Annotated in this window: 19 protein-coding genes, 1 tRNA gene and 1 pseudogene; 14 read left to right on the top strand and 7 right to left on the bottom strand. The window is 61.2% G+C overall.

Annotated features, from left to right (window positions below; all coding sequences use genetic code 11):
* Positions 1–35: 35 nt before the first annotated feature.
* From EIY72_RS01700 to EIY72_RS01720, 6 genes and pseudogenes are all read left to right on the top strand, one after another.
* Positions 36–2,600: a TonB-dependent receptor gene (locus tag EIY72_RS01700; protein WP_093226154.1), complete on the top strand. Its 2,565-nt coding sequence runs from the start codon at positions 36–38 to the stop codon at positions 2,598–2,600.
* 112 nt (positions 2,601–2,712) lie between these two features.
* Positions 2,713–3,315 carry a biliverdin-producing heme oxygenase gene (locus tag EIY72_RS01705; RefSeq protein WP_093226157.1) on the top strand — a complete coding sequence of 201 codons (603 nt, stop codon included), beginning with the start codon at positions 2,713–2,715 and terminating at the stop codon, positions 3,313–3,315.
* Between the two features lie 162 nt (positions 3,316–3,477).
* The gene (locus tag EIY72_RS01710; RefSeq protein ID WP_093226160.1) at positions 3,478–3,870 is read left to right on the top strand and encodes a YbaN family protein; all 393 of its coding nucleotides are present in this window, start codon (positions 3,478–3,480) and stop codon (positions 3,868–3,870) included.
* Between the two features lie 486 nt (positions 3,871–4,356).
* A pseudogene (locus EIY72_RS30280) lies at positions 4,357–5,373 on the top strand (methyl-accepting chemotaxis protein); the annotation flags it as partial.
* Between the two features lie 102 nt (positions 5,374–5,475).
* Positions 5,476–6,231, top strand: a complete 756-nt coding sequence (locus EIY72_RS30285; RefSeq protein ID WP_427678349.1) for a methyl-accepting chemotaxis protein — start codon at positions 5,476–5,478, stop codon at positions 6,229–6,231.
* Positions 6,232–6,410: 179 nt separating this feature from the next.
* Positions 6,411–7,760 (top strand): CoA transferase, encoded by a 1,350-nt coding sequence (locus EIY72_RS01720; protein ID WP_093226166.1) that lies wholly within the window; start codon positions 6,411–6,413, stop codon positions 7,758–7,760.
* Positions 7,761–7,764: 4 nt separating this feature from the next.
* Here EIY72_RS01720 and EIY72_RS01725 read toward each other — a convergent pair whose 3' ends face one another.
* Together EIY72_RS01725 and arcD are read right to left on the bottom strand one after the other, a co-directional pair.
* Positions 7,765–8,628 carry a DNA-3-methyladenine glycosylase family protein gene (locus EIY72_RS01725; protein ID WP_093226169.1) on the bottom strand — a complete coding sequence of 288 codons (864 nt, stop codon included), beginning with the start codon at positions 8,626–8,628 and terminating at the stop codon, positions 7,765–7,767.
* Complete coding sequence (gene arcD, locus EIY72_RS01730) at positions 8,625–10,052, bottom strand: arginine-ornithine antiporter (protein WP_093226172.1); 1,428 nt, start codon at positions 10,050–10,052, stop codon at positions 8,625–8,627. The genes EIY72_RS01725 and arcD overlap by 4 nt, the downstream gene beginning before the upstream one ends.
* Positions 10,053–10,369: 317 nt before the next feature.
* On the opposite strand from arcD, the gene EIY72_RS01735 reads away from it, so the two are divergent.
* The 8 genes from EIY72_RS01735 (at position 10,370) to EIY72_RS01770 (ending at position 20,050) form a co-directional block, all read left to right on the top strand.
* Positions 10,370–10,732, top strand: coding sequence for a DUF5064 family protein (locus EIY72_RS01735; RefSeq protein ID WP_093226175.1), 363 nt, complete (start codon positions 10,370–10,372; stop codon positions 10,730–10,732).
* 210 nt (positions 10,733–10,942) lie between these two features.
* Complete coding sequence (locus tag EIY72_RS01740; protein ID WP_093226178.1) at positions 10,943–12,451, top strand: sigma-54-dependent transcriptional regulator; 1,509 nt, start codon at positions 10,943–10,945, stop codon at positions 12,449–12,451.
* A 409-nt stretch (positions 12,452–12,860) separates the two neighbouring features.
* Complete coding sequence (gene gcvH / locus EIY72_RS01745; RefSeq protein WP_093226181.1) at positions 12,861–13,244, top strand: glycine cleavage system protein GcvH; 384 nt, start codon at positions 12,861–12,863, stop codon at positions 13,242–13,244.
* An 11-nt stretch (positions 13,245–13,255) separates the two neighbouring features.
* A complete protein-coding gene (gene gcvP / locus EIY72_RS01750) occupies positions 13,256–16,108 on the top strand; it encodes an aminomethyl-transferring glycine dehydrogenase (RefSeq protein ID WP_093226183.1) in 2,853 nt (950 codons plus the stop codon).
* 115 nt (positions 16,109–16,223) lie between these two features.
* Positions 16,224–17,600 carry an L-serine ammonia-lyase gene (locus EIY72_RS01755; RefSeq protein ID WP_093226185.1) on the top strand — a complete coding sequence of 459 codons (1,377 nt, stop codon included), beginning with the start codon at positions 16,224–16,226 and terminating at the stop codon, positions 17,598–17,600.
* A gap of 124 nt (positions 17,601–17,724) precedes the next feature.
* Positions 17,725–18,849, top strand: a complete 1,125-nt coding sequence (gene gcvT, locus EIY72_RS01760; protein WP_093226188.1) for a glycine cleavage system aminomethyltransferase GcvT — start codon at positions 17,725–17,727, stop codon at positions 18,847–18,849.
* Positions 18,850–19,254: 405 nt separating this feature from the next.
* A complete protein-coding gene (locus EIY72_RS01765) occupies positions 19,255–19,467 on the top strand; it encodes a cold-shock protein (protein WP_007977299.1) in 213 nt (70 codons plus the stop codon).
* A gap of 94 nt (positions 19,468–19,561) precedes the next feature.
* Entirely contained in the window at positions 19,562–20,050 is a 489-nt protein-coding gene (locus tag EIY72_RS01770; RefSeq protein ID WP_093226191.1) for an RDD family protein, read from the top strand.
* A gap of 67 nt (positions 20,051–20,117) precedes the next feature.
* Here EIY72_RS01770 and nadA read toward each other — a convergent pair whose 3' ends face one another.
* The 5 genes from nadA to ybgF all read right to left on the bottom strand — a co-directional run bounded on the left by nadA (position 20,118) and on the right by ybgF (position 23,938).
* Positions 20,118–21,176 carry a quinolinate synthase NadA gene (nadA, locus tag EIY72_RS01775; RefSeq protein WP_093226194.1) on the bottom strand — a complete coding sequence of 353 codons (1,059 nt, stop codon included), beginning with the start codon at positions 21,174–21,176 and terminating at the stop codon, positions 20,118–20,120.
* Positions 21,177–21,445: 269 nt separating this feature from the next.
* Positions 21,446–21,521, bottom strand: a tRNA-Lys gene (locus EIY72_RS01780).
* Between the two features lie 63 nt (positions 21,522–21,584).
* Positions 21,585–22,277, bottom strand: coding sequence for a 7-cyano-7-deazaguanine synthase QueC (gene queC, locus EIY72_RS01785; RefSeq protein WP_093226200.1), 693 nt, complete (start codon positions 22,275–22,277; stop codon positions 21,585–21,587).
* Position 22,278: 1 nt separating this feature from the next.
* Entirely contained in the window at positions 22,279–22,926 is a 648-nt protein-coding gene (gene queE / locus EIY72_RS01790) for a 7-carboxy-7-deazaguanine synthase QueE (protein WP_007995628.1), read from the bottom strand.
* A gap of 166 nt (positions 22,927–23,092) precedes the next feature.
* Positions 23,093–23,938: a tol-pal system protein YbgF gene (ybgF, locus tag EIY72_RS01795; protein WP_093226203.1), complete on the bottom strand. Its 846-nt coding sequence runs from the start codon at positions 23,936–23,938 to the stop codon at positions 23,093–23,095.
* Positions 23,939–23,940 lie beyond the last annotated feature (2 nt).

Raw genomic sequence — 23,940 nt, forward strand, 5'->3', positions numbered from 1 at the left:
ACCTATAAAGATTCGTGCGACACGGAGCGCTATCGATGTCCTCTCGCCTCACCCGCCAGACCTCTTCACCTTCCCGCGTGCTGTCACTCCTGACCGCTGCCATCCTGATGGCCGGCGCTGCACCGCTGATGGCCGCCACCGCTGCCGAACAGCAGACGCGCAAGATGGGCGACTACGCCTTCGCCATTCCTCAGCAGTCGCTGGTCTCGGCGCTCAACGCCTTTACCGCTGTCACCGGCTGGCAGGTCGGCGTGTCGTCGGAGCTGACCCAAGGTGTCGCCTCGCCGGGTGTGCGTGGCTCGCTGCCGCCGGAGAAAGCCCTGGAGCGCCTGCTGGTGGGGACCAACCTGAGCTATCGCAAGCTGGGCAACAACAGCATCGTGCTGGAAAAGCGCAGCGGTAGCAGCGCCCTGAATCTGGACCAGGTGACCATCAGCGCCACCCGCAACGAGCAGAGCGTGAACAGCGTACCGAGCACCGTCACCGTGCACACCCGTGAAGAACTGGACCGCAACAACGTCAACACCATCAAGGAACTGGTGCGCTACGAGCCCGGTGTTTCGGTGGGAGGCGCAGGCCAGCGTGCCGGCATCACCGGCTACAACATCCGCGGGATCGATGGCGACCGCGTGTTGACCCAGGTCGACGGCGTGCAAGTGCCAGACGGCTTCTTCAACGGTCCCTATGCCCAGACCAACCGCAACTATGTCGACCCGGAAATCGTCAAGCGCGTGGAAATCCTCCGCGGCCCGGCCTCGGTCCTGTACGGCAGCAACGCCATCGGCGGCGCCGTCAGCTACTACACCCTGGACCCGGACGACATCATCAAGCCGGGCCAGGATGTCGGCGCGCGCCTGAAAACCGGCTACAGCTCCGCTGACGAAAGCTGGCTGACCTCGGGCACCGTGGCCGGCCGTACCGGCGACTTCGATGGCCTGCTGCACCTCAGCCAGCGCAACGGTCATGAAACCGAATCCTACGGCGAAACCGGCGGCACCGGCTTGAACCGCACCGAGGCCAACCCTGAAGACGTGCGCACCACCAGCGTGCTGGCAAAAATGGGCTGGAACTACGCTGACGACGCACGCCTGGGCCTGACCTACGAGCACTACAAGGACGACCGCGACACCAATCAGTTGAGCGCCGTGGGCGGCCCGTTCAACGCCGGTCGCGGCTTCGGCTTCTACAAGGCCCGCGGCGGTAATGACACCATCACCCGCGAACGCTTTGGCCTGGAGCACAGCTTCGGCCTGGACAGCGCACTGGCCGACAACATCAAGTGGTCGCTGAACTACCAGATCGCCAAGACCGACCAGAGCACCGAGGAAATCTACGCGCCGTCGCGGACCGTGCTACGTAACCGCGACACCACCTACAAGGATCGCCAGTGGGTGTTCGATGCCCAGGCCGACAAGTCGTTTGTCATCGCCGACACCGATCACCTGGTGACCTACGGCACCACCATCAAGCAGGACAAAGTGACCGGCCTGCGTACCGGTACCGGCACCTGCCTGACCGTGGCCGGCACCTGCCGGGTGATCGGTGCGCCAAGCGCCAGCGACACGCTGACACCGGCCAGTGACTTTCCGGACCCGACCATCAACAGCTACAGCCTGTTCGCCCAGGATCAGATCAGTTGGGGTAACTGGACCTTCCTGCCCGGCGCCCGCTACGACTACACCGAACTCAAGCCGCACATCACCGACGAGTTCCTGGCCACCGCCGACCAGAGCGGCAATGGTTCCATCAGCGACGAGACCAAGACCTGGCATCGCCTGTCGCCGAAGTTCGGCACCACCTACAGCTTCAACGATCACTACACCTGGTACGGCCAATACGCCGAAGGCTTCCGTACGCCGACGGCCAAGGCTCTTTATGGTCGATTCGAGAACATCGCCGGCGGCTATCAGGTAGCGCCCAACCCGGACCTCGAACCGGAGAAAAGCAAAAGCTACGAAACAGGTCTGCGCGGCAACTTCGAGCAGGGCTCGTTTGATGTAGCGGTGTTCTACAACAAATATCGCGACTTCATCGACGAGAACGCCATCACCCCCGGCTACACCGAGACCACGTTCCAGAGCAACAACATCAAGCACGCCACCATCAAGGGTGCCGAGGTCAAGGGACGTCTGAACCTTGATGCCTTTGGCGCGCCACAAGGTCTCTACACCCAGGGTTCGGTGGCGTATGCCTATGGTCGCAATGACGACAGCGGCGAACCGCTCAACAGCGTCAACCCGCTGACCGGTGTGTTCGGTCTCGGCTATGACCACGACAACTACGGCGGCTTGCTCAGCTGGACGCTGGTGAAGAAAAAAGATCGCGTCGACAGCACCACGTTCAAGACCCCGGACGGCACCAGCACTCAGTTCAAGACCCCGGGCTTCGGCGTTCTGGACATGAGCGCGTTCTACAAGGTGACTGACGATGTCACCGTCAGCGGCGGCGTCTACAACCTGACTGACAAGAAGTACTGGCTGTGGGATGACGTGCGCGGCTACGACAGCGTCGGCGAAGCCTCGGTGACGCAACCGGCCAACCTCGATCGCCTGACCCAGCCGGGTCGCAACTTCGCGGTCAACCTGATCTGGGACATCTGATCGGGACGTCCTCGGCGAGCGGCCCTGTCAGCGCTCGCCGAGGATTTTTTACTGTCAGGCGCCGGCTGATTCGTCTCGTTAGCAAGCGCCTCTTCTTTCCCAAGGATTTGCCATGACTACCCAGGACACCGCTCAACGCCCCCACCTGCGTTCGCAACGCTTGAACCAGATCACCCATGAGCCGCACAGCAAACTCGATGCGCTGGTCAAAGCCCATGCACCGTTCGAAACCCAGGCCAACTTCGCCCGTTTCGTGGTGGCCCAGTACCTGTTCCAGTCGGAACTGGTCGCGCTGTACAACGATGCCGAACTGACCGCCATCGTCAGCGACCTGCCAGAGCGCTGCCGCGCCGACGCGGCCAAGGCTGACCTGGCGGACCTCGACACCGAAGTGCCGGCCCCGGTTACCGGTGCCCTGAAGAACCCGAGCAAGGCCGAAGCCCTGGGCTGGATCTTCGTTTCCGAAGGCTCCAAGCTTGGCGCAGCTTTTCTGATCAAGCGTGCCGTGGGCCTGGGCCTGAGCGAAACCTTCGGCGCCCGTCACCTCGGTGAACCCGCCGGTGGCCGTGCCGAAGGCTGGAAGCGTTTCGTCAAGACGCTGGACGGTCTGGAGTTCACTGCCGAGGAAGAAGCTGCAGTGGAAAAAGGCGCCATCGATGCGTTCAATCGCTTCACTGTATTGCTGGAACAGGCATACGCCACTGAAGCGGCCTGATTGATCCCCGCATCCTTGTAGGAGCGAGCATGCTCGCGATAGCGGACTGATATTCAATAGAGATGTCGGCTGTCAGACCGTAATCGCGAGCAAGCTCGCTCCCACAAGGGGGCGTTGTAATTCTGTAAGATCTCGATTCGCCTCACGTATTGCCTTGAGCCCATGCCCGCTTCTTCCTCGAAAATCTCGCGCCTCCTATTCGGTCTGCTGGCCTATGTCAGCCTGGGCATCGGCCTGATTGCGATCGTCATTCCCGGTCTGCCGACCACCGAGTTCATCCTGTTGGCCGCCTGGGCCGCGACCCGCAGCTCGCCGCGCCTGAGTGCCTGGCTGGAGAACCATCGCCTGTTCGGCCCGATCCTGCAGAACTGGCGCAACGGCAAGATCATCGCCCGTCGAGCCAAGATCAGCGCCACGGTCAGCATGCTGCTGTGCGCCACCTTGATGCTGGTGATGCTCGATCACGGCTGGCCGGTTTACCTGGCCATTGCCGGCATGAGCCTGGGCAACCTGTGGATCTGGTCACGACCGGAATCCCTGCCAAAAGTGTCGTAAGACTGCGTTTACCGGCGGCAAATCCTCCACGCTTTTTTACTATTTTTAACGCCATTTTCGGCACATTTTCCTGCGCAAACGTTCAACCACTACCGTTCGTCGGGTTGTCATTCATGTAACCTCGTCGCCACGCCGATGTGCATTGAATGGCGCTAAATGGATTTAGCGTGCCGAGCCCTGAGCGCTCGCAGCCAACACTTCATCCATTCGCGAGTTCGCCCTATGTTCGACTCACTGTCCATCCGCCTGAAAATCGTCCTGTTGTCCGGTCTGTGCCTGTTGGGTGTAGTCGCGCTGATAGTGGGTATGAACATCTACCAGACCCGTCAGAACAACGGTCTGGTCAATGATTCCAGCAGCAGAATGCTCACCGCCAGCGTGCAGGACCTGCTCCAGGCCAAGGCGGCCGAGCAGGCGGTGCGGGTGCAGAAGACCTTCGGCGAAACCCTGACGGTGGTCACCGCGCTGGTGGACCAGATCCAGGACATGCGCACCCTGGCGGCCAAGCGCTCGCTGGAACCCGGTGCCTTGCGTGAAGAGTTGAACCTGAGCCTGAAAACCGCCTTCGAGCGCAACAGCAAAGTGTTGGGCGTCTGGCTCGCCTTCGAACCCAATGGCCTGGACGGCAAGGACAGCGAGTTCGTCAACGATGCCGCGCGCCAGTCCAACGAGGCCGGTCGCTTCGCCACCTATTTCAGCCGCGCCGGGGGCGAAACGCTGAACACGATCATGGTCGAAGAGGACATGACCAAGACCACCCTGAACCTCAGCGGCACGCCCTACAACGTCTGGTACACCTGCCCGCGGGACAGCAAGCGCATCTGCCTGCTCGACCCGTACGCCGATACCGTCGGCACCAAGGAAGTGCTGATGACCACCATTTCCGCGCCGCTGGTGGTGGATGGCAAGTCCATCGGTGTGGTCGGTGTCGACATCGCTCTCGATGCCCTGCAAGCGGCGGCCGTTGGCTCCCAACGCGAGCTGTTCAACAGTGCCGGGCACATGCTGATTGTCTCGGGCACCGGCGTGCTCGCCGCCTACAGTGCCGACGCCGGTAAAGTCGGCAAGAACATCGGTGACACCCTGGGCGCGGACGGCAAGGACGTCATGCAACTGCTCGGCGGTGGTGCGCCAAAAATCCTCCAGCAGGGCGACCTGATCCGTGCCGTGTACCCGGTCAGCCCGATTCCGGACGCCAAGCCCTGGGCCGTGGTGATCGACCTGCCCAAGCAAGTGCTGCTGGAAGACTCGGTGAAACTGCAGGCGGTGCTCGACGATGCCCAGCAAAGCGGCACGATCAAAGCCGTGCTGGTGGCGGTGATTGCCGGCGTGATCGGACTGCTGCTGATCTGGCTGACCGCCTCCGGCGTAACCCGCCCCATCAACAGCGTGGCGGTCATGCTCAAGGCGATCGCCAGTGGCGACGGTGACCTGACCCAACGCCTGCACTACAGCAAGAAAGACGAGTTGGGCGAACTGGTGAGCTGGTTCAATCGTTTCCTCGACAAGCTGCAACCGACCATCGCGCAGATCAAGCAAAGCATCACCGACGCCCGCGGCACTGCTGATCAGTCTTCGGAGATCGCCCGTCAGACCAGCGAGGGCATGCTGGTGCAGTTCCGCGAAATCGACCAGGTCGCCACCGCTTCCAACGAAATGAGCGCCACCGCCCACGACGTCGCCAACAGTGCCTCGAACGCGGCCAGCGCCGCCAAGGGTGCCGATCAGTCGGCTCGCGATGGCATGGCGATCATCGAGCGCAGCACCCGCGACATCAATCAACTGGCCGACGAGGTCAGCAAGGCGGTGACTGAAGTCGAGGCGCTGGCGGTCAACAGCGAGCAGATCGGTTCGGTGCTGGAAGTGATCCGCAGCATCGCCGAACAAACCAACCTGCTGGCCCTTAACGCCGCGATCGAAGCGGCCCGTGCCGGTGAAAGCGGTCGCGGCTTCGCGGTGGTTGCCGACGAAGTACGCAACCTGGCCAAGCGCACCCAGGATTCGGTGGAAGAAATTCGCCTGGTGATCGAGCGCATCCAGTCCGGCACCCGCGGCGTGGTGGCGACCATGCATTCGAGCCAGACCCAGGCCCACAGCAACGCCGGGCAAATCCAGCAAGCGGTTCAGGCCCTGGGCAAAATCAGCGACGCGGTGACCGTGATCAGCGACATGAACCTGCAGATCGCCAGCGCCGCCGAGCAACAAAGCGCCGTGGCCGAAGAGGTCAACCGCAACGTCTCGGCGATCCGTACCGTGACCGAAACCCTGACCGGCCAGGCGACTGAATCGGCGCAGATCAGCAATCAGCTCAACTCGCTGACCACCCAGCAGATGAAATTGATGGATCAGTTCCGCGTGTAAGCACACATCCCCCTGCAGGAGCGAGCCTGCTCGCGATAGCAATCTGTCAGTTATTACTTTGGCGGCTGACACACTGCAATCGCGAGCAAGCTCGCTCCCACAAGGGATTGCCCACAGGGATCTTCATCTGGCTTGAGGTTTTTTGATCTAAGATCGGGCTCTCTGACGGAGGGCCTTCGATGACTGATCTGCTCACATCCATGCAAGCCGCACTGGACTTGCCTCACACGCCGCTCCCTTTCCTCTCCAGCGGCGCCCTGCCCTCGGCGTTTGCCGTCACCGATCTGGCCTGCGCCAGTATCGGCGTGGCGGGCCAGGCCGTCAGCGAATTACTGCACCAACAAACCGGACACTTGCCGTCGGTGGCAGTCGACCGACGGCTGGCCTCCTTCTGGTTTGCCAGCTCAATTCGCCCGACAGGCTGGAGCGTGCCGCCGTTGTGGGACCCGGTGGCCGGTGACTACGCCACCCGCGACGGCTGGATTCGCCTGCACACCAATGCGCCGCATCATCGCGCCGCTGCCGAGAGCGTGCTCGGTGCCTGTGTGGATCGTGCAGCGATGGCCAGCAAGGTGGCGCAGTGGACCAAGCGCGATCTCGAACAGGCCGTGGTCGACGCCGGTGGCTGCGCCGCCGAGATGCGCAGCTGGCAAGCGTGGCAACGCCATCCTCAAGGTCAGGCGGTCAACGCTGAACCGCTGGTCCTGTTCACCCGTCATCAGGGTGAAAACCGCACTGAGTGGAAAGGCTCAAGTGACCACCCGCTCGCCGGGATCAAGGTACTGGATTTGACCCGGGTCCTCGCCGGCCCCATCGCCAGCCGTTTTCTCGCCGGCCTTGGCGCCGATGTGTTGCGCATCGACCCGCCGACCTGGAACGAACCCGGTGTCGTGCCTGAAGTCACCCTCGGCAAGCACTGTGCACGCCTCGATCTGCACAAGACGGCAGATCGCGCGGTCTTCGAAAACCTGCTCAGGGACGCCGATGTGCTGCTTCACGGCTACCGCGCCGACGCACTCGAACGTCTGGGCTTCGGTGTGAGCGAACGACAGCCACTCAATCCCCGCCTGATCGATGTCTGCCTCAATGCCTACGGCTGGAGTGGCCCCTGGCTGAACCGTCGAGGTTTCGACAGCCTGGTGCAAATGAGCAGCGGCATTGCCGAGGCCGGCATGCATTGGCAAGGTGCGGACAAACCGACGCCCCTGCCAGTACAGGCGCTGGATCACGCCACTGGGTACTTGATGGCGGCCAGTGTGATTCGCTTGTTGGCGCAGCGACTGCACAGCGGCCAGGCGGGTTCTGCGCAATTGTCACTGGCACGCACGGCAGCGTTGTTGATCGGGCAAGGAGCGGGGTCGGTTGAGGCGTTGCGTGGGGAAGACGAGTTGGATCAGGGACCGCAGATTGAGCGGACACCATGGGGGCCGGCGCGTCGGTTGCGGCCACCGGTGAATATTTCAGGGACGCCATTGCACTGGGCATTGCCAGCCTCTGAGTTGGGTTCACATCGTGCACAGTGGTGGTGACGAACTAATCGCCCCGACTCAACGACGTCCACAACAGCTGCGCCGCATACCCCCGATAGGGCCGCCAACCCTCAGCCCGCGCCAATAATTGCTTCGCTGTCACCGGCCCACCCTCCAGCGCCGCCAGGGCATTGATCAGGCCGATATCGCCATTGGGGAACCCATCCATCTCGCGCAACTGGCGCAACGCAACGTACTGCGCAGTCCAGTCGCCAATGCCGTGCAGGGCCAGCAGCCGGCCGACGCCACCTTCGCGCCCCGGCTCAAACAACCGGGGATCATCGAGCAAGGCTTGCGCCACACCCGATAACGTCCGACCGCGACTGCGGGGCATGCCCAACGCCGCCAGATCCGCCGCTGCCAACACCTCTGCCGTAGGAAACACATGGCTCAGCCCCGGCACTGGCGTGTTCAGTGCAACGCCATACTGCGCCACGAGTTTGCCCGCCAGTCTGATCGCTGCAACCACGGTAATCTGCTGCCCCAGCACGGCACGAGTAGCCAGTTCCAGCCCATCCCAGGCGCCCGGTACGCGAAGCCCCGGACGCTGGCCAATCAGGGCCTGCATCAGTGGATCGGCCGCCAGGTGCCGGTGCATCGGCACAAGGTCGGCGTCCAGATCAAACATCCGCCGCACGCGGCTGATGATGTCAGGCATGGCAGCCGGGTCGGGAAAATCCACGCTCAGTTCAAGGGCGTCTGCAGTGCCGGGCCGAATGGAAAAACTACCCTGCTGGCCACCCAGCCCGATGCTGCGTGAGTAAACATCCTCGACGACGGTTTCCAGCCCGGTGATTGCCCTTGCCCGCAAGAACCCCAGCATCGCCGGCCAGTCATAGGGCGGCTGGTACGCCAGCATCACCTTCATAAGCTCAACAGCCCGCTGTACAAGGCATAAGCGGCCAGCCCCGCGCCGCTGATCACGCAGGTGAAGATGCCTTTCTCGATCGCTGTGAACAGTGGCTTGCCCTGTTCATGTCGCGCCTTGGCAAACAGGATCACGCCAGGGGCATAGAGCAGCGCCGAGAGCAGCAGGTATTTCAATCCTCCAGCGTAGAGCAGCCACAGCGCGTAACAGACCGCAGTGGCGGCAATCAGCAGGTCCTTGCTGCGCTCGCCCGGCGCCTGCTCATAGGTTTCGCCTCGCCCGCTCAACAGCAGCGCATAACCTGCCGACCACAGATACGGCACCAGAATCATCGATGACGCCAGGTAGATCAGGCTGGTGTAGGTGCCGGCGGAAAACAGCGTGATCAGCAGAAACAGCTGGATCATGGCGTTGGTCAGCCACATGGCGTTGACCGGCACATGGTTGGCGTTTTCCTTGGCCAGGAAGGCCGGCATGGTTTTGTCCTTCGCCGTGGCGAAGAGAATTTCGGCACAGAGCATGGCCCAGGACAACAAGGCTCCCAGCAGCGAAATCGCCAGCCCGACACTGATCAACAACGCGCCCCACGGGCCAACGATATGCTCCAGAACCGCCGCCAGCGACGGGTTCTGCAGCTTCGCCAGTTCCGGCTGGGTCATGATGCCCAGCGACAGCACGTTCACCAGCACCAGCAACGCCAGTACGCCGATAAAGCCGATGACCGTCGCCCGGCCGACGTCCGAGCGTTTCTCGGCCCGGGCCGAATACACGCTCGCACCCTCGATGCCGATGAATACAAACACAGTGACCAGCATCATGTGGCGCACCTGGTCCATCACACTGCCGAATGCCGGGTTCTCGTGTCCCCAGAAATCCAGGACGAAGATATCAGCCTTGAAGGCCACCCCCGCAATCACGATGAACATGACCAGCGGCACGATCTTGGCGACGGTAGTCACCTGGTTGATGAACGCCGCCTCCTTGATTCCGCGCAGTACCAGGAAATGCACAGCCCACAACAGCACCGACGCGCAGGCAATGGCGATCGGCGTGTTGCCTTCGCCAAACACCGGAACGTAATAACCCAGGGTGCTGAACAGCAAAATGAAGTAGCCGACATTGCCCAGCCAGGCACTGATCCAGTAGCCCCAGGCGGACGAAAAGCCCATGTAGTCACCGAAGCCCGCCTTGGCGTAGGCGTACACCCCGGAGTTCAGCTCCGGTTTGCGATTGGCCAGGGTCTGGAACACGAATGCCAGGGTGAGCATGCCGACGGCGGTAATCCCCCAGCCAATCAGGATCGCTCCGGCTTCCGCACGCGCTGCCATGTTCTGCGGCAGGGAAAAGATCCCGCCACCGACCATCGACCCCACCACCAGCGCGATCAGTGCGCCCAGGCGAAGCTTTTGCGGTGGTTGCGACATGTCGGGTGTCTCCATTCACGGGCGTCAACTGAACGGGTGAAGCGTAATAAGCTTTGTGCGATTGCGCCAACCTACGGGGATCCGGGTCAGCGCGGCGAATGAGCTCTTTTGTGATCTAACGCAGGCAACCTGTGGATTCCCACGCCATACTGCAAGGGTCGTGGTGATAGGCGTGTCGAACATCCACGCCATCGCTCAGAGCAAGGCGGGTACAAGTTGCAGTACCGGCGTATCTGGCATCACCTATCCGCAGATGAAACTTCGGGGACAGGCGTAGCGTCTGCCCTGATTCAAGACCTTTTGAAGGAGAGTCGACAATGGCAATGTTCGAACCCGGCCACCTGCACCTCGAGCGACATGCGATCGGCAAGGACGATGTCAGCTACGACATCAGCATCGATTACGAAGTCAGCCAGGACCCCAAGGAAGGCAAGGGGATGCTGTTCAAGATGCACGGCAGCATTCAGAACAAGGACATGAGCGAGTCGTTCTTCCTGCCCAAGGACATGGCCTGCAACTTCGCCAGCAATGTCACGCGCATTGCCGAGAAGCACGGGATTCCCAAGACCCACAGCAACATGGGCTCGGTCCACAAGCATTACGACCTGATGTTCGAGGATGTACGCGAACAGTTGGGCATGAAATCGGGAGATCCGGTCAAACCCGAACACCTCGAGTAACCCTTACTCCCGGTGAACGCTGTACCTGTGGGAGCGAGCTTGCTCGCGATGGTCGCCAATGATGACGCGGGTTTGCAGATGCTCCGCGGCGCTTACGGGTTTATCGCGAGCAGGCTCGCTCCTACAGGTGTTGCATCACGCTGATTTCACCTCGACCCCCGCCCCAAGGCATACTTGCCACCCTCCGCCTCCAGAACCCAACACCGCCCCATGCGTATCCACGTCAGCTTCATCGACCGCGTCGGCATCACCCAGGAAGTACTGGCCCTTCTCGGCGGCCGCAACCTCAACCTGGATGCGGTGGAAATGGTCCCGCCCAACGTCTACATCGACGCCCCGACCCTGAGCCCGCAAGTGCTCGAAGAGCTGCGCGATGCCCTGTTCAGTGTGCGCGGCGTGCAAGCGGTGACCGTGGTCGACATTCTGCCCGGCCAGCGCCGGCACTTGCAGCTCGACGCCTTGCTGGCGGCCATGACCGACCCGGTGCTGGCCCTCGACAGCGATGGCAAGGTGCTGCTGGCCAACCCGGCGCTGATTGCGCTGTACGGCCGCGAGCCGGCGGGTGAAAGCGTCGCCGACCTGTTTGCCGACCCTGGGTTGCTCGACACGCTGCTTGAACACGGCTTTCGCCTGCCGCTGCGGGAAATCACCGTCAACGGCCAGACCTTGCTGCTGGATGCGACGCCTATCACCGATGCCGGTGCCCTGCTGACCCTGTATCAACCCAACCGGATCGGCGAACGACTCTCGGCATTGCACCACGATCACGCCGAAGGCTTCGATGCCCTGCTGGGCGACTCGCCGGTGATCCGCACCCTCAAGGCCCGCGCCCAGCGAGTGGCGGCCCTCGATGCGCCGCTGTTGATTCAGGGCGAAACCGGCACCGGCAAGGAGCTGGTGGCCCGTGCTTGCCATGCCATCAGCGCCCGCCACAGTGCGCCGTTTCTGGCGCTCAACTGCGCGGCCCTCCCGGAGAACCTCGCCGAAAGCGAACTGTTCGGCTACGCCCCCGGTGCCTTCACCGGCGCACAACGCGGCGGCAAGCCGGGGCTGATGGAGCTGGCGAACCAGGGCACGGTGTTTCTCGACGAGATCGGTGAGATGTCGCCGTACCTGCAGGCCAAGCTGCTGCGCTTCCTCAACGACGGCAGCTTCCGCCGCGTCGGCGGGGATCGCGAGGTAAAGGTCAACGTTCGTATTCTCAGCGCGACCCACCGTGACCTGGAGAAAATGGTCAGCGAAGGTCTGTTCCGCGAAGATCTGTTCTATCGCCTCAACGTGCTCAATGTCGAAGTCCCGCCGCTGCGCGAGCGCGGCCAGGACATCCTGTTGCTGGCCCGCTATTTCATGCAGCAGGCCTGTGCGCAGATCCAGAGGCCGATCTGCCGGCTTGCGCCGGGCACCTATCCGGCGCTATTGGGCAACCGCTGGCCGGGCAACGTGCGCCAGTTGCAGAACGTGATCTTCCGCGCCGCCGCCATTTGCGAAAGCAGCCTGGTGGACATCGGCGACCTCGACATCGCCGGCACCTCGGTGGCGCGCCAGAGCGACCACGAAGTCGACAGCCTGGAACAGGCCATGGACGAATTCGAGAAAACCTTGCTGGAAAAACTCTACGTCAGCTATCCCTCGACCCGGCAACTGGCCACCCGCCTGCAAACCTCCCATACGGCGATTGCCCATAGGTTGCGCAAGTACGGGATTCCCAACAAGCCCTGAAAGCATCTCATTCAATGCGGGCTTGCTCGCGATTGGGTTGTGCCAGTGACATCAATGGTGCCTGACACTGCTCATTCACGAGCAAGCTCGCTCCCACAGGTGCCTGACGACACGTCAAAAACGAACTCCACCTGTACTGAAAGCGCTACAGCGGAACGATATCGCTACACCCCTCTTTGATCACGGCTGTGCAAGGCTTTGATCCACCTCGGCTTTTATCCTAGACACACGCCGTATCGATTTCGCTACAGCGATTGAATTTCAGCGCATGTCAAAACCATCCAAGGCATTGATAAATAACAACAAAAGCAACGTTGGCCGTGTTCTTGCTATGTACTCACGCATAACCAGGGCACCGCCCAAGTATCAATCGCGTCCACCAGACGAGTCTGGCCCCTTAGGAGTTTCCATGAGCGAGTTGCGTTTTACTGAAGATCACGAATGGCTGCGCACCGAAGCTGACGGTAGCGTCACCGTTGGCATCACCGCTTTCGCCCAGAACGCCTTGGGCGACGTGGTTTTCGTTCAACTGCCGGAGCTGCAGTCCTACGAAAAAGGCGCCGAAGCCGCCACTGTGGAATCGGTCAAGGCCGCCAGCGGCGTGTACATGCCGCTGGATGGCGAAGTGCTGGAAGTGAACCCGGCGCTGGACGACAGCCCTGAACTGGTCAACGAAGATCCGCTGGGCGAAGGCTGGTTCTTCCGCTTCCAGCCAAGCGACGCCTCGGCGGTCGCCAAACTGCTCGACCAGGACGCCTACGACCGCCTGATCAAAGCCCAAGCCGACGCCTGAGGAGCACCGACATGACTCAAGTACAACTGACCACCGCCAACGAATTCATCGCCCGTCACATCGGCCCGCGCGCCGGTGACGAGCAGGCCATGCTCAACAGCCTCGGCTTCGACTCCCTGGAAGCCCTGAGCGCCAGCGTGATCCCCGACAGCATCAAGGGCACCAGCGTGCTCGGCCTGGAAGACGGTCTGAGCGAAGCCGATGCCCTGGCCCTGATCAAGTCCATCGCCGCTAAAAACCAGCTGTTCAAGACCTTCATCGGCCAGGGTTACTACGGCACCCACACGCCGTCGCCGATCCTGCGCAACCTCCTGGAAAACCCGGCCTGGTACACCGCCTACACGCCGTACCAGCCGGAAATTTCTCAAGGTCGTCTTGAGGCACTGCTGAACTTCCAGACGATGATCAGCGACCTGACCGGCTTGCCGATCGCCAACGCTTCCCTGCTCGACGAAGCCACCGCCGCTGCCGAAGCCATGACTTTCTGCAAGCGCCTGAGCAAGAACAAGGGCAGCCACCAGTTCTTCGCCTCCGTGCATTGCCACCCGCAAACCCTCGACGTACTGCGTACCCGCGCCGAACCGCTGGGCATTGAGGTGGTTGTCGGCGACGAGCGCGAACTGAGCGACGTAACGCCATTCTTCGGCGCCCTGCTGCAATACCCGGCCAGCAACGGCGATGTATTCGACTATCGCGCACTGACCGAACGTTTCCACGCTGCCAACGCACTGGTAGCGGTCGCCGCTGACCTGCTGGCCCTGACCCTGCTGACCCCGCCGGGCGAATTCGGCGCCGACGTGGCCATCGGCAGCGCACAACGCTTCGGCGTGCCGCTGGGCTTCGGTGGCCCGCACGCGGCGTACTTCTCCACCAAGGACGCATTCAAGCGTGACATGCCGGGCCGCCTGGTCGGTGTCTCGGTCGACCGCTTCGGCAAGCCGGCCCTGCGCCTGGCAATGCAGACTCGCGAGCAACATATCCGTCGCGAGAAGGCCACCTCGAACATCTGTACCGCACAGGTTCTGCTGGCCAACATCGCCAGCATGTACGCCGTGTACCACGGTCCGAAAGGCCTGACCCAGATTGCCAAGCGCGTGCATCACCTGACCGCGATCCTCGCCAAAGGCCTGAACGCGCTGGGCCTGACCGTCGAGCAGGAAACCTTCTTCGACACCCTGACCCTCAAGACTGGCGCGCAGACCGCAGCCCTGCACGACAAGGCTCGCGCCCGGCAGATCAACCTGCGCGTGGTCGACGGCGAACGCCTCGGTCTGTCCCTCGACGAAACCACTACCCAGGCCGACGTCGAAACCCTGTGGGCTCTGCTGTCCGAAGGCAAAGCCCTGCCGGACTTCGCCGCCCTCGCCGCGTCGGTTAACAGCACCCTGCCGGCCGCCCTGGCCCGTCAGACGCCAGCTCTCAGTCACCCGGTGTTCAACCGCTACCACTCGGAAACCGAGCTGATGCGCTACCTGCGCAAACTGGCGGACAAGGACCTGGCGCTGGACCGCACCATGATCCCGTTGGGTTCGTGCACCATGAAACTCAACGCTGCCAGTGAAATGATCCCGGTGACCTGGGCCGAGTTCGGCGCCCTGCACCCGTTCGCCCCGGCCGAGCAAAGCGCCGGCTATCAGCAACTGACCGATGAACTGGAAGCGATGCTCTGCGCCGCTACCGGTTACGACGCGATCTCCCTGCAACCGAACGCCGGTTCCCAGGGTGAATACGCCGGCCTGCTGGCCATTCGCGCCTACCACCAGAGCCGTGGCGAAGACCGTCGCGACATCTGCCTGATCCCGTCCTCGGCCCACGGCACCAACCCGGCCACCGCCCAGATGGCCGGCATGCGGGTCGTCGTCACCGCCTGCGACGCCCGTGGCAACGTCGACATCGAAGACCTGCGCGCCAAGGCCATCGAGCACCGCGAACACCTCGCCGCGCTGATGATCACCTACCCGTCGACCCACGGCGTGTTCGAAGAAGGCATCCGCGAAATCTGCGGGATCATTCATGACAACGGCGGCCAGGTGTACATCGACGGCGCCAACATGAACGCCATGGTCGGCCTCTGCGCGCCAGGCAAGTTCGGCGGCGACGTCTCGCACCTGAACCTGCACAAGACCTTCTGCATCCCCCACGGCGGTGGCGGCCCGGGCGTCGGCCCGATTGGCGTGAAATCGCACCTGACCCCGTTCCTGCCGGGCCACGCCCAGATGGAGCGCAAGGAAGGCGCGGTCTGCGCGGCACCGTTCGGCAGCGCGAGCATTCTGCCGATCACCTGGATGTACATTCGCATGATGGGTGGCGCCGGTCTCAAGCGCGCCTCGCAGCTGGCGATCCTCAACGCCAACTACATTTCCCGTCGCCTCGAAGAGCACTACCCAGTGCTCTACACTGGCGGCAACGGCCTGGTGGCGCACGAGTGCATCCTCGACCTGCGTCCGCTGAAGGACAGCAGCGGCATCAGCGTCGATGACGTTGCCAAGCGTCTGATCGACTTCGGCTTCCATGCCCCGACCATGTCGTTCCCGGTGGCCGGCACCTTGATGATCGAGCCGACCGAAAGTGAATCCAAAGAAGAACTGGACCGCTTCTGCGACGCCATGATCCGCATCCGCGAAGAAATCCGCGCGGTGGAAAACGGCACCCTGGACAAGGACGACAACCCGCTGAAAAACGCTCCGCACACTGCGGCTGAGCTGGTCGGCGAGTGGTCGCACCCGTACAGCCGCGAACAGGCGGTCTACCCGGTTGCCACGCTGATCGAAGGCAAGTACTGGCCACCGGTCGGTCGCGTCGACAACGTGTTCGGCGACCGCAACCTGGTCTGCGCCTGCCCGTCGATCGAAAGCTACGCTTAAACGGATGTGGGGCAGGTAAACCTGCCCCTTTTTCCAGAACACCACAAAACCCTGTGGGAAATGCATTAAGCCTGACATTCCGCCAATTCCTATAACAAGAAACCGGAGAACAACCATGTCGTTAAGCGTGTTCGACCTGTTCAAGATTGGCATCGGCCCCTCCAGCTCCCACACCGTCGGCCCGATGCGCGCGGCTGCGCGTTTCGTTGAAGGCCTGCGCCGGGACGACCTGCTGGAAGCCAGCGCCTGCGTCAAAGTCGAGCTGTACGGCTCACTTGGCGCCACCGGCAAGGGCCACGGCAGTGACAAGGCCGTGTTGCTTGGCCTGGAGGGCGAACACCCGGACACCGTGGACACCGAAACTGTCGCTGCTCGTCTGCAACAGATCCGCAGCAATGGCCGCCTCAACCTGCTCGGCGAACACAGCATTGCGTTCAACGAGAAAGAACACCTGGCGATGATTCGCAAACCCTTGCCCTATCACCCCAACGGCATGATCTTCCGCGCCTTCGACGCCGCTGGCCTGCAAGTCCGCAGCCGCGAGTATTACTCGGTCGGCGGTGGTTTTGTGGTCGATGAAGACGCGGCCGGTGCCGATCGAATCGTCGAAGACGCCACACCGCTGACCTTTCCGTTCAAAACCGCCAAGGAACTGCTCGGCCATTGCGCCACCTACGGACTGTCCATCAGCCAGGTGATGCTGACCAACGAAAGCGCCTGGCGGCCCGAAGCGGAAACCCGCGCCGGCCTGCTGAAAATCTGGCAAGTGATGCAGGACTGCGTGGCCGCCGGTTGCCGTAACGAAGGCATCCTGCCCGGTGGCTTGAAGGTCAAGCGGCGGGCTGCCGCGTTGCACCGGCAACTGTGCAAGAACCCGGAATCGTCGTTGCGCGATCCGCTGTCGGTGCTTGACTGGGTCAACCTCTACGCATTGGCGGTGAACGAAGAAAACGCCAACGGCGGGCGCGTCGTTACCGCGCCCACCAACGGTGCTGCCGGGATCATTCCCGCCGTGCTGCATTACTACATGCGCTTCATCCCCGGCTCGAATGACGACGGCGTGGTGCGTTTCCTGCTGACCGCCGCCGCCATTGGCATCCTGTACAAGGAAAACGCTTCGATCTCCGGCGCCGAAGTCGGCTGCCAGGGCGAAGTGGGCGTGGCCTGTTCGATGGCCGCCGGTGCGCTGTGTGAAGTGCTGGGCGGCAGTGTGCAGCAAGTGGAAAACGCCGCTGAAATCGGCATGGAACACAACCTCGGCCTGACCTGTGACCCGATCGGCGGGCTGGTGCAAGTGCCTTGCATCGAGCGCAACGCCATGGGCTCGGTCAAGGCCATCAATGCCGTGCGCATGGCCATGCGCGGTGACGGCCAGCACTTTGTCTCCCTCGACAAGGTCATCCGCACCATGCGCCAGACCGGCGCCGACATGAAAAGCAAATACAAGGAAACCGCCCGCGGCGGTCTGGCGGTCAACATCATCGAGTGTTGATCTTCACATCAATGCCCTCTCCCATGGGAGGAGAACCGTATCCGGCCCCCTCTCCCTCCGGGAGAGGGCTGGGGTGAGGGGCTTTTGATCTTTCACCCTCTAAGCACTAATCAAGGAGTCCCGCATGTCCACCGAACAACTGTTGAAAACCCCGTTGCACGCACTGCACATCGAACTCGGCGCCCGCATGGTGCCGTTCGCCGGCTACGACATGCCGGTGCAATACCCCTTGGGCGTGATGAAGGAGCACCAGCACACCCGTGAACAGGCCGGGCTGTTCGATGTCTCGCACATGGGCCAGATCCGCCTGACCGGCGCCAACGCCGCCCAGGCCCTGGAAACCCTGGTCCCGGTAGACATCATTGACCTGCCAGTGGGCATGCAGCGCTATGCCATGTTCACCAACGAAACCGCTGGCATCCTCGACGACCTGATGGTCGCCAACCTGGGTAACGACGAACTGTTCCTGGTGGTCAATGCCGCCTGCAAGGATCAGGACCTGGCGCACCTGCGCAAGCACATCGGCGCACAGTGCACGATCGAGCCGCTGTTCGAGGAGCGCGCCCTGCTCGCCCTGCAAGGCCCGCAAGCCGTGACGGTACTGGCGCGCCTGGCACCGGAAGTGGTCGGGATGACCTTCATGCAGTTCGCCCGTGTGAAACTTCTGGGTGTGGATTGTTTTGTCAGCCGCTCGGGTTACACCGGCGAAGACGGTTTCGAGATTTCCGTCCCGGCCGCCAATGCCGAAGCCCTGGCACGCGCGCTGCTGGCCGAGCCGGAAGTGGCCGCCATCGGCCTCGGTGCACGTGACTCCCTGCGCCTGGAAGCCGGTCTGTGCCTGTACGGCCACGACATGAACACCGAGACCTCGCCCATCGAAGCCAGCCTGCTCTGGGCGATCTCCAAGCCGCGCCGTGCCGACGGTGCACGGGCCGGTGGCTTCCCGGGCGCAGAAACAGTATTCGCACAACAACAGGCCGGGGTCAGCCGCAAACGCGTCGGCCTGCTGCCCCAGGAGCGCACGCCCGTGCGTGAAGGTGCAGAAATCGTCAACGAGGCCGGCGAGATCATTGGCAGCGTCTGCAGCGGTGGTTTCGGTCCGACTCTGGGAGGCCCGTTGGCCATGGGTTATCTCGACAGTGCCTACATCGCACTGGATACCCCTGTCTGGGCAATCGTACGTGGGAAAAAGGTGCCTTTGCTTGTAAGCAAAATGCCATTTGTTCCACAACGCTACTACCGTGGCTGATTAACTGTTCCTATAAGTAACGCAGTTGCGTTAACACTGCACTAATGTGTAACGCAACTGCCATAAAATAGTGCATTGTTTTAGCTTTAAGCTTCGATTATGAACTTTGCTTATAACGATCGAAAACAATTGAACAAAGGAAACGTATAAGGCTGCACTAGTGGACTGACTAAGTGCCATCAACCTGAGCAAATACGGGCCCTCGCGGGGGCTTGTTTTTCCTCCCGTAGTTGGCGTAGAGTTTGTTCACTGTGTTTGCATGGGTCGCTTGGAATCGTGACCTGGGCAGTAGCCTACAAGTTAGCTACATCCCGTTCGACGTCTTCTTACTCTCCTGCAACCAGCCCCAGTACTCTTTCATGAGAAAGAGACTGTCATTAATTTTTGCGTCAAAGGAAATAAGAAATGTCCCAACGTCAGAGCGGTACCGTCAAGTGGTTTAACGACGAGAAAGGTTTTGGTTTTATCACTCCTGAAAGCGGTCCGGATCTGTTCGTACATTTCCGTGCCATCCAGGGCAACGGCTTCAAGAGCCTGAAAGAAGGCCAGAAAGTGACTTTCATCGCCGTGCAGGGCCAGAAAGGCATGCAGGCTGACGAAGTACAAGCAGAAGCCTAATCTTCTGTAACGAAAAAGCCCCTGATGCTGACATCAGGGGCTTTTTTGTGCGCGCAAATCCGTAAAATGGCTTCTTTTTCCCCGAGAGCCTGCCATGTCGAAACACCTGCTTACTCCCCAGGGCGATTTTCCTGCCGCTGGCCTGGGTCGTCGCCTGGCAGCCATGTTCTACGACTTCCTGCTGTGCACCGCCCTGCTGATCGTCACCAGCGGCGTCTACAAGATGATCCAGATGGCGATCATCGGCGAAGAAAAGATGCGCACCCTGACTGAAGCCGGCGCACTGGACGGCGATCCGCTGCTGTCGACAGTCCTGCTATTCGTGCTGTTTGGTTTCTTCGCCAAGTTCTGGACCTGGTCAGGTCAGACCCTGGGCATGCAGGTCTGGTGCATCCGCGTGCAGAACGCCGATGGCTCGTCCATCAGCCTGTGGCAGGCGCTGTTGCGCTTTGTGGTGTCGATCGCTTCGTGGCTGTGTGTCGGCCTGGGGTTCATCTGGCCGCTGTTCGACAAGCAGAAGCGAAGCTGGCACGACATGTACTCCAGCACGCAGTTGGTGCAGATTCCGAAGAAGACAAAGTAACTGAACTGATTAAAAACACTGTGGGAGCAAGCTCGCTCCCACATTTTTACAGCGTAACTGACAAACCTCAGGCGTTACCCGCCAACTTCAACCGCGCCGCGGCGGTGAAATCGAGCATGCGCTTGAGCGGACGAATGGCCTGCGGCACCAGGGCCGGGTCGACGAAGATCTCGTTCGCACCTTCTTTCAAGCTCTTCAGGGTGCGCTCCAGCGTGTTCATCGCCATCCACGGGCAATGCGCGCAACTTCGGCAAGCTGCGCCGTTACCGGCCGTAGGCGCTTCGATGAAGACCTTGTCCGGGCACAGCTGCTGCATCTTGTAGAAGATGCCGCGGTCGGTGGCCACGATCAGCGTCTTGTTCGGCAGGCTTTGCGCTGCTGCGATCAATTGACTGGTGGAACCGACGGCATCCGCCAACTCGATCACCGATGTCGGCGATTCCGGGTGCACGAGGATCGCCGCATCCGGGTACAACGCCTTCATGTCTTCCAGTTGCTTGGACTTGAACTCTTCGTGAACGATGCAGGCACCGTCCCACAGCAGCATGTCGGCACCGGTCTGGCGCTGAATGTAGGTGCCCAGGTGCTTGTCCGGTCCCCAGATAATGGTCTCGCCGTTGTCCATCAGGCTTTCGACGATTTCCAGGGCGCAGCTTGAAGTCACCACCCAATCCGCGCGAGCCTTTACCGCAGCGGAGGTGTTGGCATAAACCACCACGGTGCGCTCCGGATGCTGGTCACAGAACGCGGAAAACTCGTCCACCGGGCAACCCAGGTCCAGCGAGCAGGTCGCTTCCAGGGTCGGCATCAGGATGCGTTTCTCGGGGTTGAGGATCTTGGCCGTCTCCCCCATGAATTTCACGCCGGCCACCACGACCGTCTTGGCCGGGTGCGCGTTACCGAACCGGGCCATCTCCAGCGAGTCGGAGACACAGCCACCGGTCTCTTCGGCCAGGGCCTGAATGACAGGGTCGCAATAGAAGTGAGCCACCAGCACCGCGTCCTGAGCCTTGAGCTCGGCAGCGATGGCAGCACGATAATGAGCCTCTTCGTCGGCGGTCAGCGGCTTGGGCTGTTTGGCGTCGAGGTGGGCTTGAACCAGAAGGCGTTCGGAAATCTGCGTCATGTTCGCAAGACCTGCAGGCGCATTCGCGCGAAAGTCGAGTATACACCCGGCTCCGGACCCTTCTGGGTACCGCCGGGAAAGTGAGTATGGATCAGGCACGGACAGCGTTGAAGCTGCGCAAGGCTACAGAATATCTCCAGGATGCAAAAGATGATTCTGACTTGCGTCATATGGAACAGTCCGCAGACGCAGACTTAAATCGCGGGCAAAAAAAAATCCGGAAATCCTCACTTGCGTGGGCCTTCCAGACTTTTAAAACTGCTTGAAAATGGTGGGTCGTGTGGGATTCGAACCTACGACCAATTGGTTAAAAGCCAACTGCTCTACCAACTGAGCTAACGACCCGCTGTGTGGTGGCGCGTATAATACTGATTTCTAAGGACTATTCAACACTTATTTTAAAATAATTCAAAAATAAGGTGTTGGATCACTGATTCCGGCTGCGACGAAGCCTTCTGCACGCAGACGGCAGCTGTCGCACTTGCCGCACGCACGACCTTCATCGTCGGCCTGATAGCAGGAAACCGTCAGCCCATAGTTCACCCCAAGCTTTACCCCTGCCTGGACGATCTGCGCCTTGCTCAGGTTCTGCAGCGGCGCCTGGATACGGAAGCCATTGCCCTCAACCCCGGCCTTGGTCGCCAGGTTGGCCATGCGCTCGAACGACTCGATGAACTCGGGGCGGCAGTCCGGGTAACCGGAGTAATCCACCGCATTGACGCCAATGAAGATGTCACGCGCGCCGAGCACTTCAGCCCAGCCCAGGGCCAGGGACAGGAACACCGTGTTACGTGCGGGCACGTAGGTGACCGGTATGCCTTCACCCAGTTCTTCGGGAATGTCGATGCTGCTGTCGGTCAGCGCCGAGCCACCCATGCCATTGAGGTTGAGACCGATCACCTTGTGTTCAACCACACCCAGGTCGCGGGCAACCCGTGCGGCAGCGTGCAGCTCGGCGTGAGAACGCTGACCGTAATCGAAACTCATGGTGTAGCAGCTGTAACCTTCGGCGCGAGCCATGGCCACGACCGTTGCCGAATCCAGGCCGCCGGAGAGCAGGATGACCGCACGTTTTTCAGCATTGTTCAGTTGTTCAGTCATTTCAGCGCCCCGGCTCGTCATTCCAAAGATATTTATGCAGCTGCAGTTGCAGGCGTACCGGCAGATTGTCCGCCACCACCCAGTCAGCCAGATCCCGTGCATTGAGGTCATGGTGGCTGGGCGAAAACAGCACTTCGCCGGCGCGCTGGTCCAGACCGTACTGGATCAGCTTGGACACCGACCAGTCATAGTCTTCACGCGAGCAGATGACAAACTTCACCTGATCGTTGGGCGTCAGCAGCTCAATGTTTTCGTAACGGTTGCGATGTGCTTCTTTCGAACCCGGGGTTTTCAGGTCGACGACGCGACTGACCCGGGAATCTACCGCCGAGATGTCGATAGAACCACTGGTTTCCAGTGACACTTCGTAACCGGCGTCGCACAGGCGCTTGAGCAATGGAATGGCGTTGGGCTGTGCCAGGGGCTCACCGCCCGTGACGCAGACATAACGCGGACGAAAGCCGGCCACTTGCTCGAGGATATCGTCGAGCGTACGGATGGTGCCGCCGGTGAAGGCGTAGGCGCTGTCGCAGTATTGGCAACGCAGTGGGCAACCGGTCAGGCGCACAAAAACGGTGGGCAGCCCGGCAGTCCGCGTTTCACCCTGCAACGAGTAAAAAACTTCGGTGATTCTCAATGTGTCTTGCATAGTCGCCACGGGCGTAACAGCTAAACAGGCTGTCCGCCTCCGTCAGGCACTTCAAGGAACCCCGGCAACGCGCAGGCTCCAGAAAGCGTGTTTCATAAAAGGGCGTGAATTCTAACGAAAAAACCCGCGACTGGCGCGGGTTTCTTCTTGAACGGGTCAAGCAGGCTTACATGCGTTGCAAATCACGTTGGGCCAACTGAGCGGCGGAAGTGCCCGGGTATTGGGACACAACCTGTTGCAGAATACCCTTCACCCGGTCAGTGTGACCCAGGCGGCGTTCTACATCAGCCAGCTTATACAGCGAATCAGGCACTTTGGCGTGCTTTGGATACAGCTGTGAAACCTTGGCGAATGCCTGACCTGCACCTTGCAGATCACCCTTGGCCAGGTTCACTTCGCCCAACCAGTACTGGGCATTGCCCGCGTACTGGCTGTTCGGGTACTTGCGAAGGAAAGCCGAGAAAGCCTGGCTGGCCTTGTCGAAGTCCTTGGCCTTGATCAGGTCGAAGGCAGCATCGTAGTAGAGCTTTTCCTTCGCCGGATCCGCCGGCTCACTGCCGGCTGCCGGGGCTTGAGTGGCGGCAGCGGCTGCGCCGGCTCCAGCACCTGCGGCGGCACCGGGGGCATTCAAATCACCACCGGTGGAAGAATTATCAGGAGTCGCGGCTGGTGCAACGCCGGTTCCTATGCGCCGATCAAGATCCTGGTATCGCTCCAGGTTTTCCTGCTTCATGCGCGCAACATCATTTTGCAGTTCTTCGATCACACCCTGTTGGCGCGAGATCTGCTCCTGCATTTGTTGCAGTTGGTTGAACAGCTGGCCCTGTGCCGAGACAGGGGTCGAAACCCCTCCCCCGGCATAGGCGCCGTTCGTACCGTAACCCGCAGGCGGATAACTGCTCCCGCTATTGTTATAACCGGAGTTGTCATCGACCACAGGAACCGCAGCCCACACCGCAAGCGGTGCGAGACTGAGAGCCAGAACAGTTACAGCACGACGGCACGTTCGCATGA

It is taken from the genome of Pseudomonas vancouverensis (assembly GCF_004348895.1).
GTDB lineage: Bacteria > Pseudomonadota > Gammaproteobacteria > Pseudomonadales > Pseudomonadaceae > Aquipseudomonas > Aquipseudomonas vancouverensis.

Coding starts and splice junctions, on each gene's coding strand:
- EIY72_RS01700 (WP_093226154.1), top strand. CDS start 36: ATGTCCTCTCGCCTCACCCGCCAGACCTCTTCACCTTCCCGCGTGCTG.
- ybgF (WP_093226203.1), bottom strand. CDS start 23,938: ATGCGAACGTGCCGTCGTGCTGTAACTGTTCTGGCTCTCAGTCTCGCA.
- EIY72_RS01720 (WP_093226166.1), top strand. CDS start 6,411: ATGACTGATCTGCTCACATCCATGCAAGCCGCACTGGACTTGCCTCAC.
- EIY72_RS01765 (WP_007977299.1), top strand. CDS start 19,255: ATGTCCCAACGTCAGAGCGGTACCGTCAAGTGGTTTAACGACGAGAAA.
- EIY72_RS01710 (WP_093226160.1), top strand. CDS start 3,478: ATGCCCGCTTCTTCCTCGAAAATCTCGCGCCTCCTATTCGGTCTGCTG.
- EIY72_RS01770 (WP_093226191.1), top strand. CDS start 19,562: ATGTCGAAACACCTGCTTACTCCCCAGGGCGATTTTCCTGCCGCTGGC.
- arcD (WP_093226172.1), bottom strand. CDS start 10,052: ATGTCGCAACCACCGCAAAAGCTTCGCCTGGGCGCACTGATCGCGCTG.
- queE (WP_007995628.1), bottom strand. CDS start 22,926: ATGCAAGACACATTGAGAATCACCGAAGTTTTTTACTCGTTGCAGGGT.
- EIY72_RS01725 (WP_093226169.1), bottom strand. CDS start 8,628: ATGAAGGTGATGCTGGCGTACCAGCCGCCCTATGACTGGCCGGCGATG.
- EIY72_RS01705 (WP_093226157.1), top strand. CDS start 2,713: ATGACTACCCAGGACACCGCTCAACGCCCCCACCTGCGTTCGCAACGC.
- gcvH (WP_093226181.1), top strand. CDS start 12,861: ATGAGCGAGTTGCGTTTTACTGAAGATCACGAATGGCTGCGCACCGAA.
- EIY72_RS01755 (WP_093226185.1), top strand. CDS start 16,224: ATGTCGTTAAGCGTGTTCGACCTGTTCAAGATTGGCATCGGCCCCTCC.
- queC (WP_093226200.1), bottom strand. CDS start 22,277: ATGACTGAACAACTGAACAATGCTGAAAAACGTGCGGTCATCCTGCTC.
- nadA (WP_093226194.1), bottom strand. CDS start 21,176: ATGACGCAGATTTCCGAACGCCTTCTGGTTCAAGCCCACCTCGACGCC.
- EIY72_RS30285 (WP_427678349.1), top strand. CDS start 5,476: ATGCTGGTGCAGTTCCGCGAAATCGACCAGGTCGCCACCGCTTCCAAC.
- gcvT (WP_093226188.1), top strand. CDS start 17,725: ATGTCCACCGAACAACTGTTGAAAACCCCGTTGCACGCACTGCACATC.
- EIY72_RS01740 (WP_093226178.1), top strand. CDS start 10,943: ATGCGTATCCACGTCAGCTTCATCGACCGCGTCGGCATCACCCAGGAA.
- gcvP (WP_093226183.1), top strand. CDS start 13,256: ATGACTCAAGTACAACTGACCACCGCCAACGAATTCATCGCCCGTCAC.
- EIY72_RS01735 (WP_093226175.1), top strand. CDS start 10,370: ATGGCAATGTTCGAACCCGGCCACCTGCACCTCGAGCGACATGCGATC.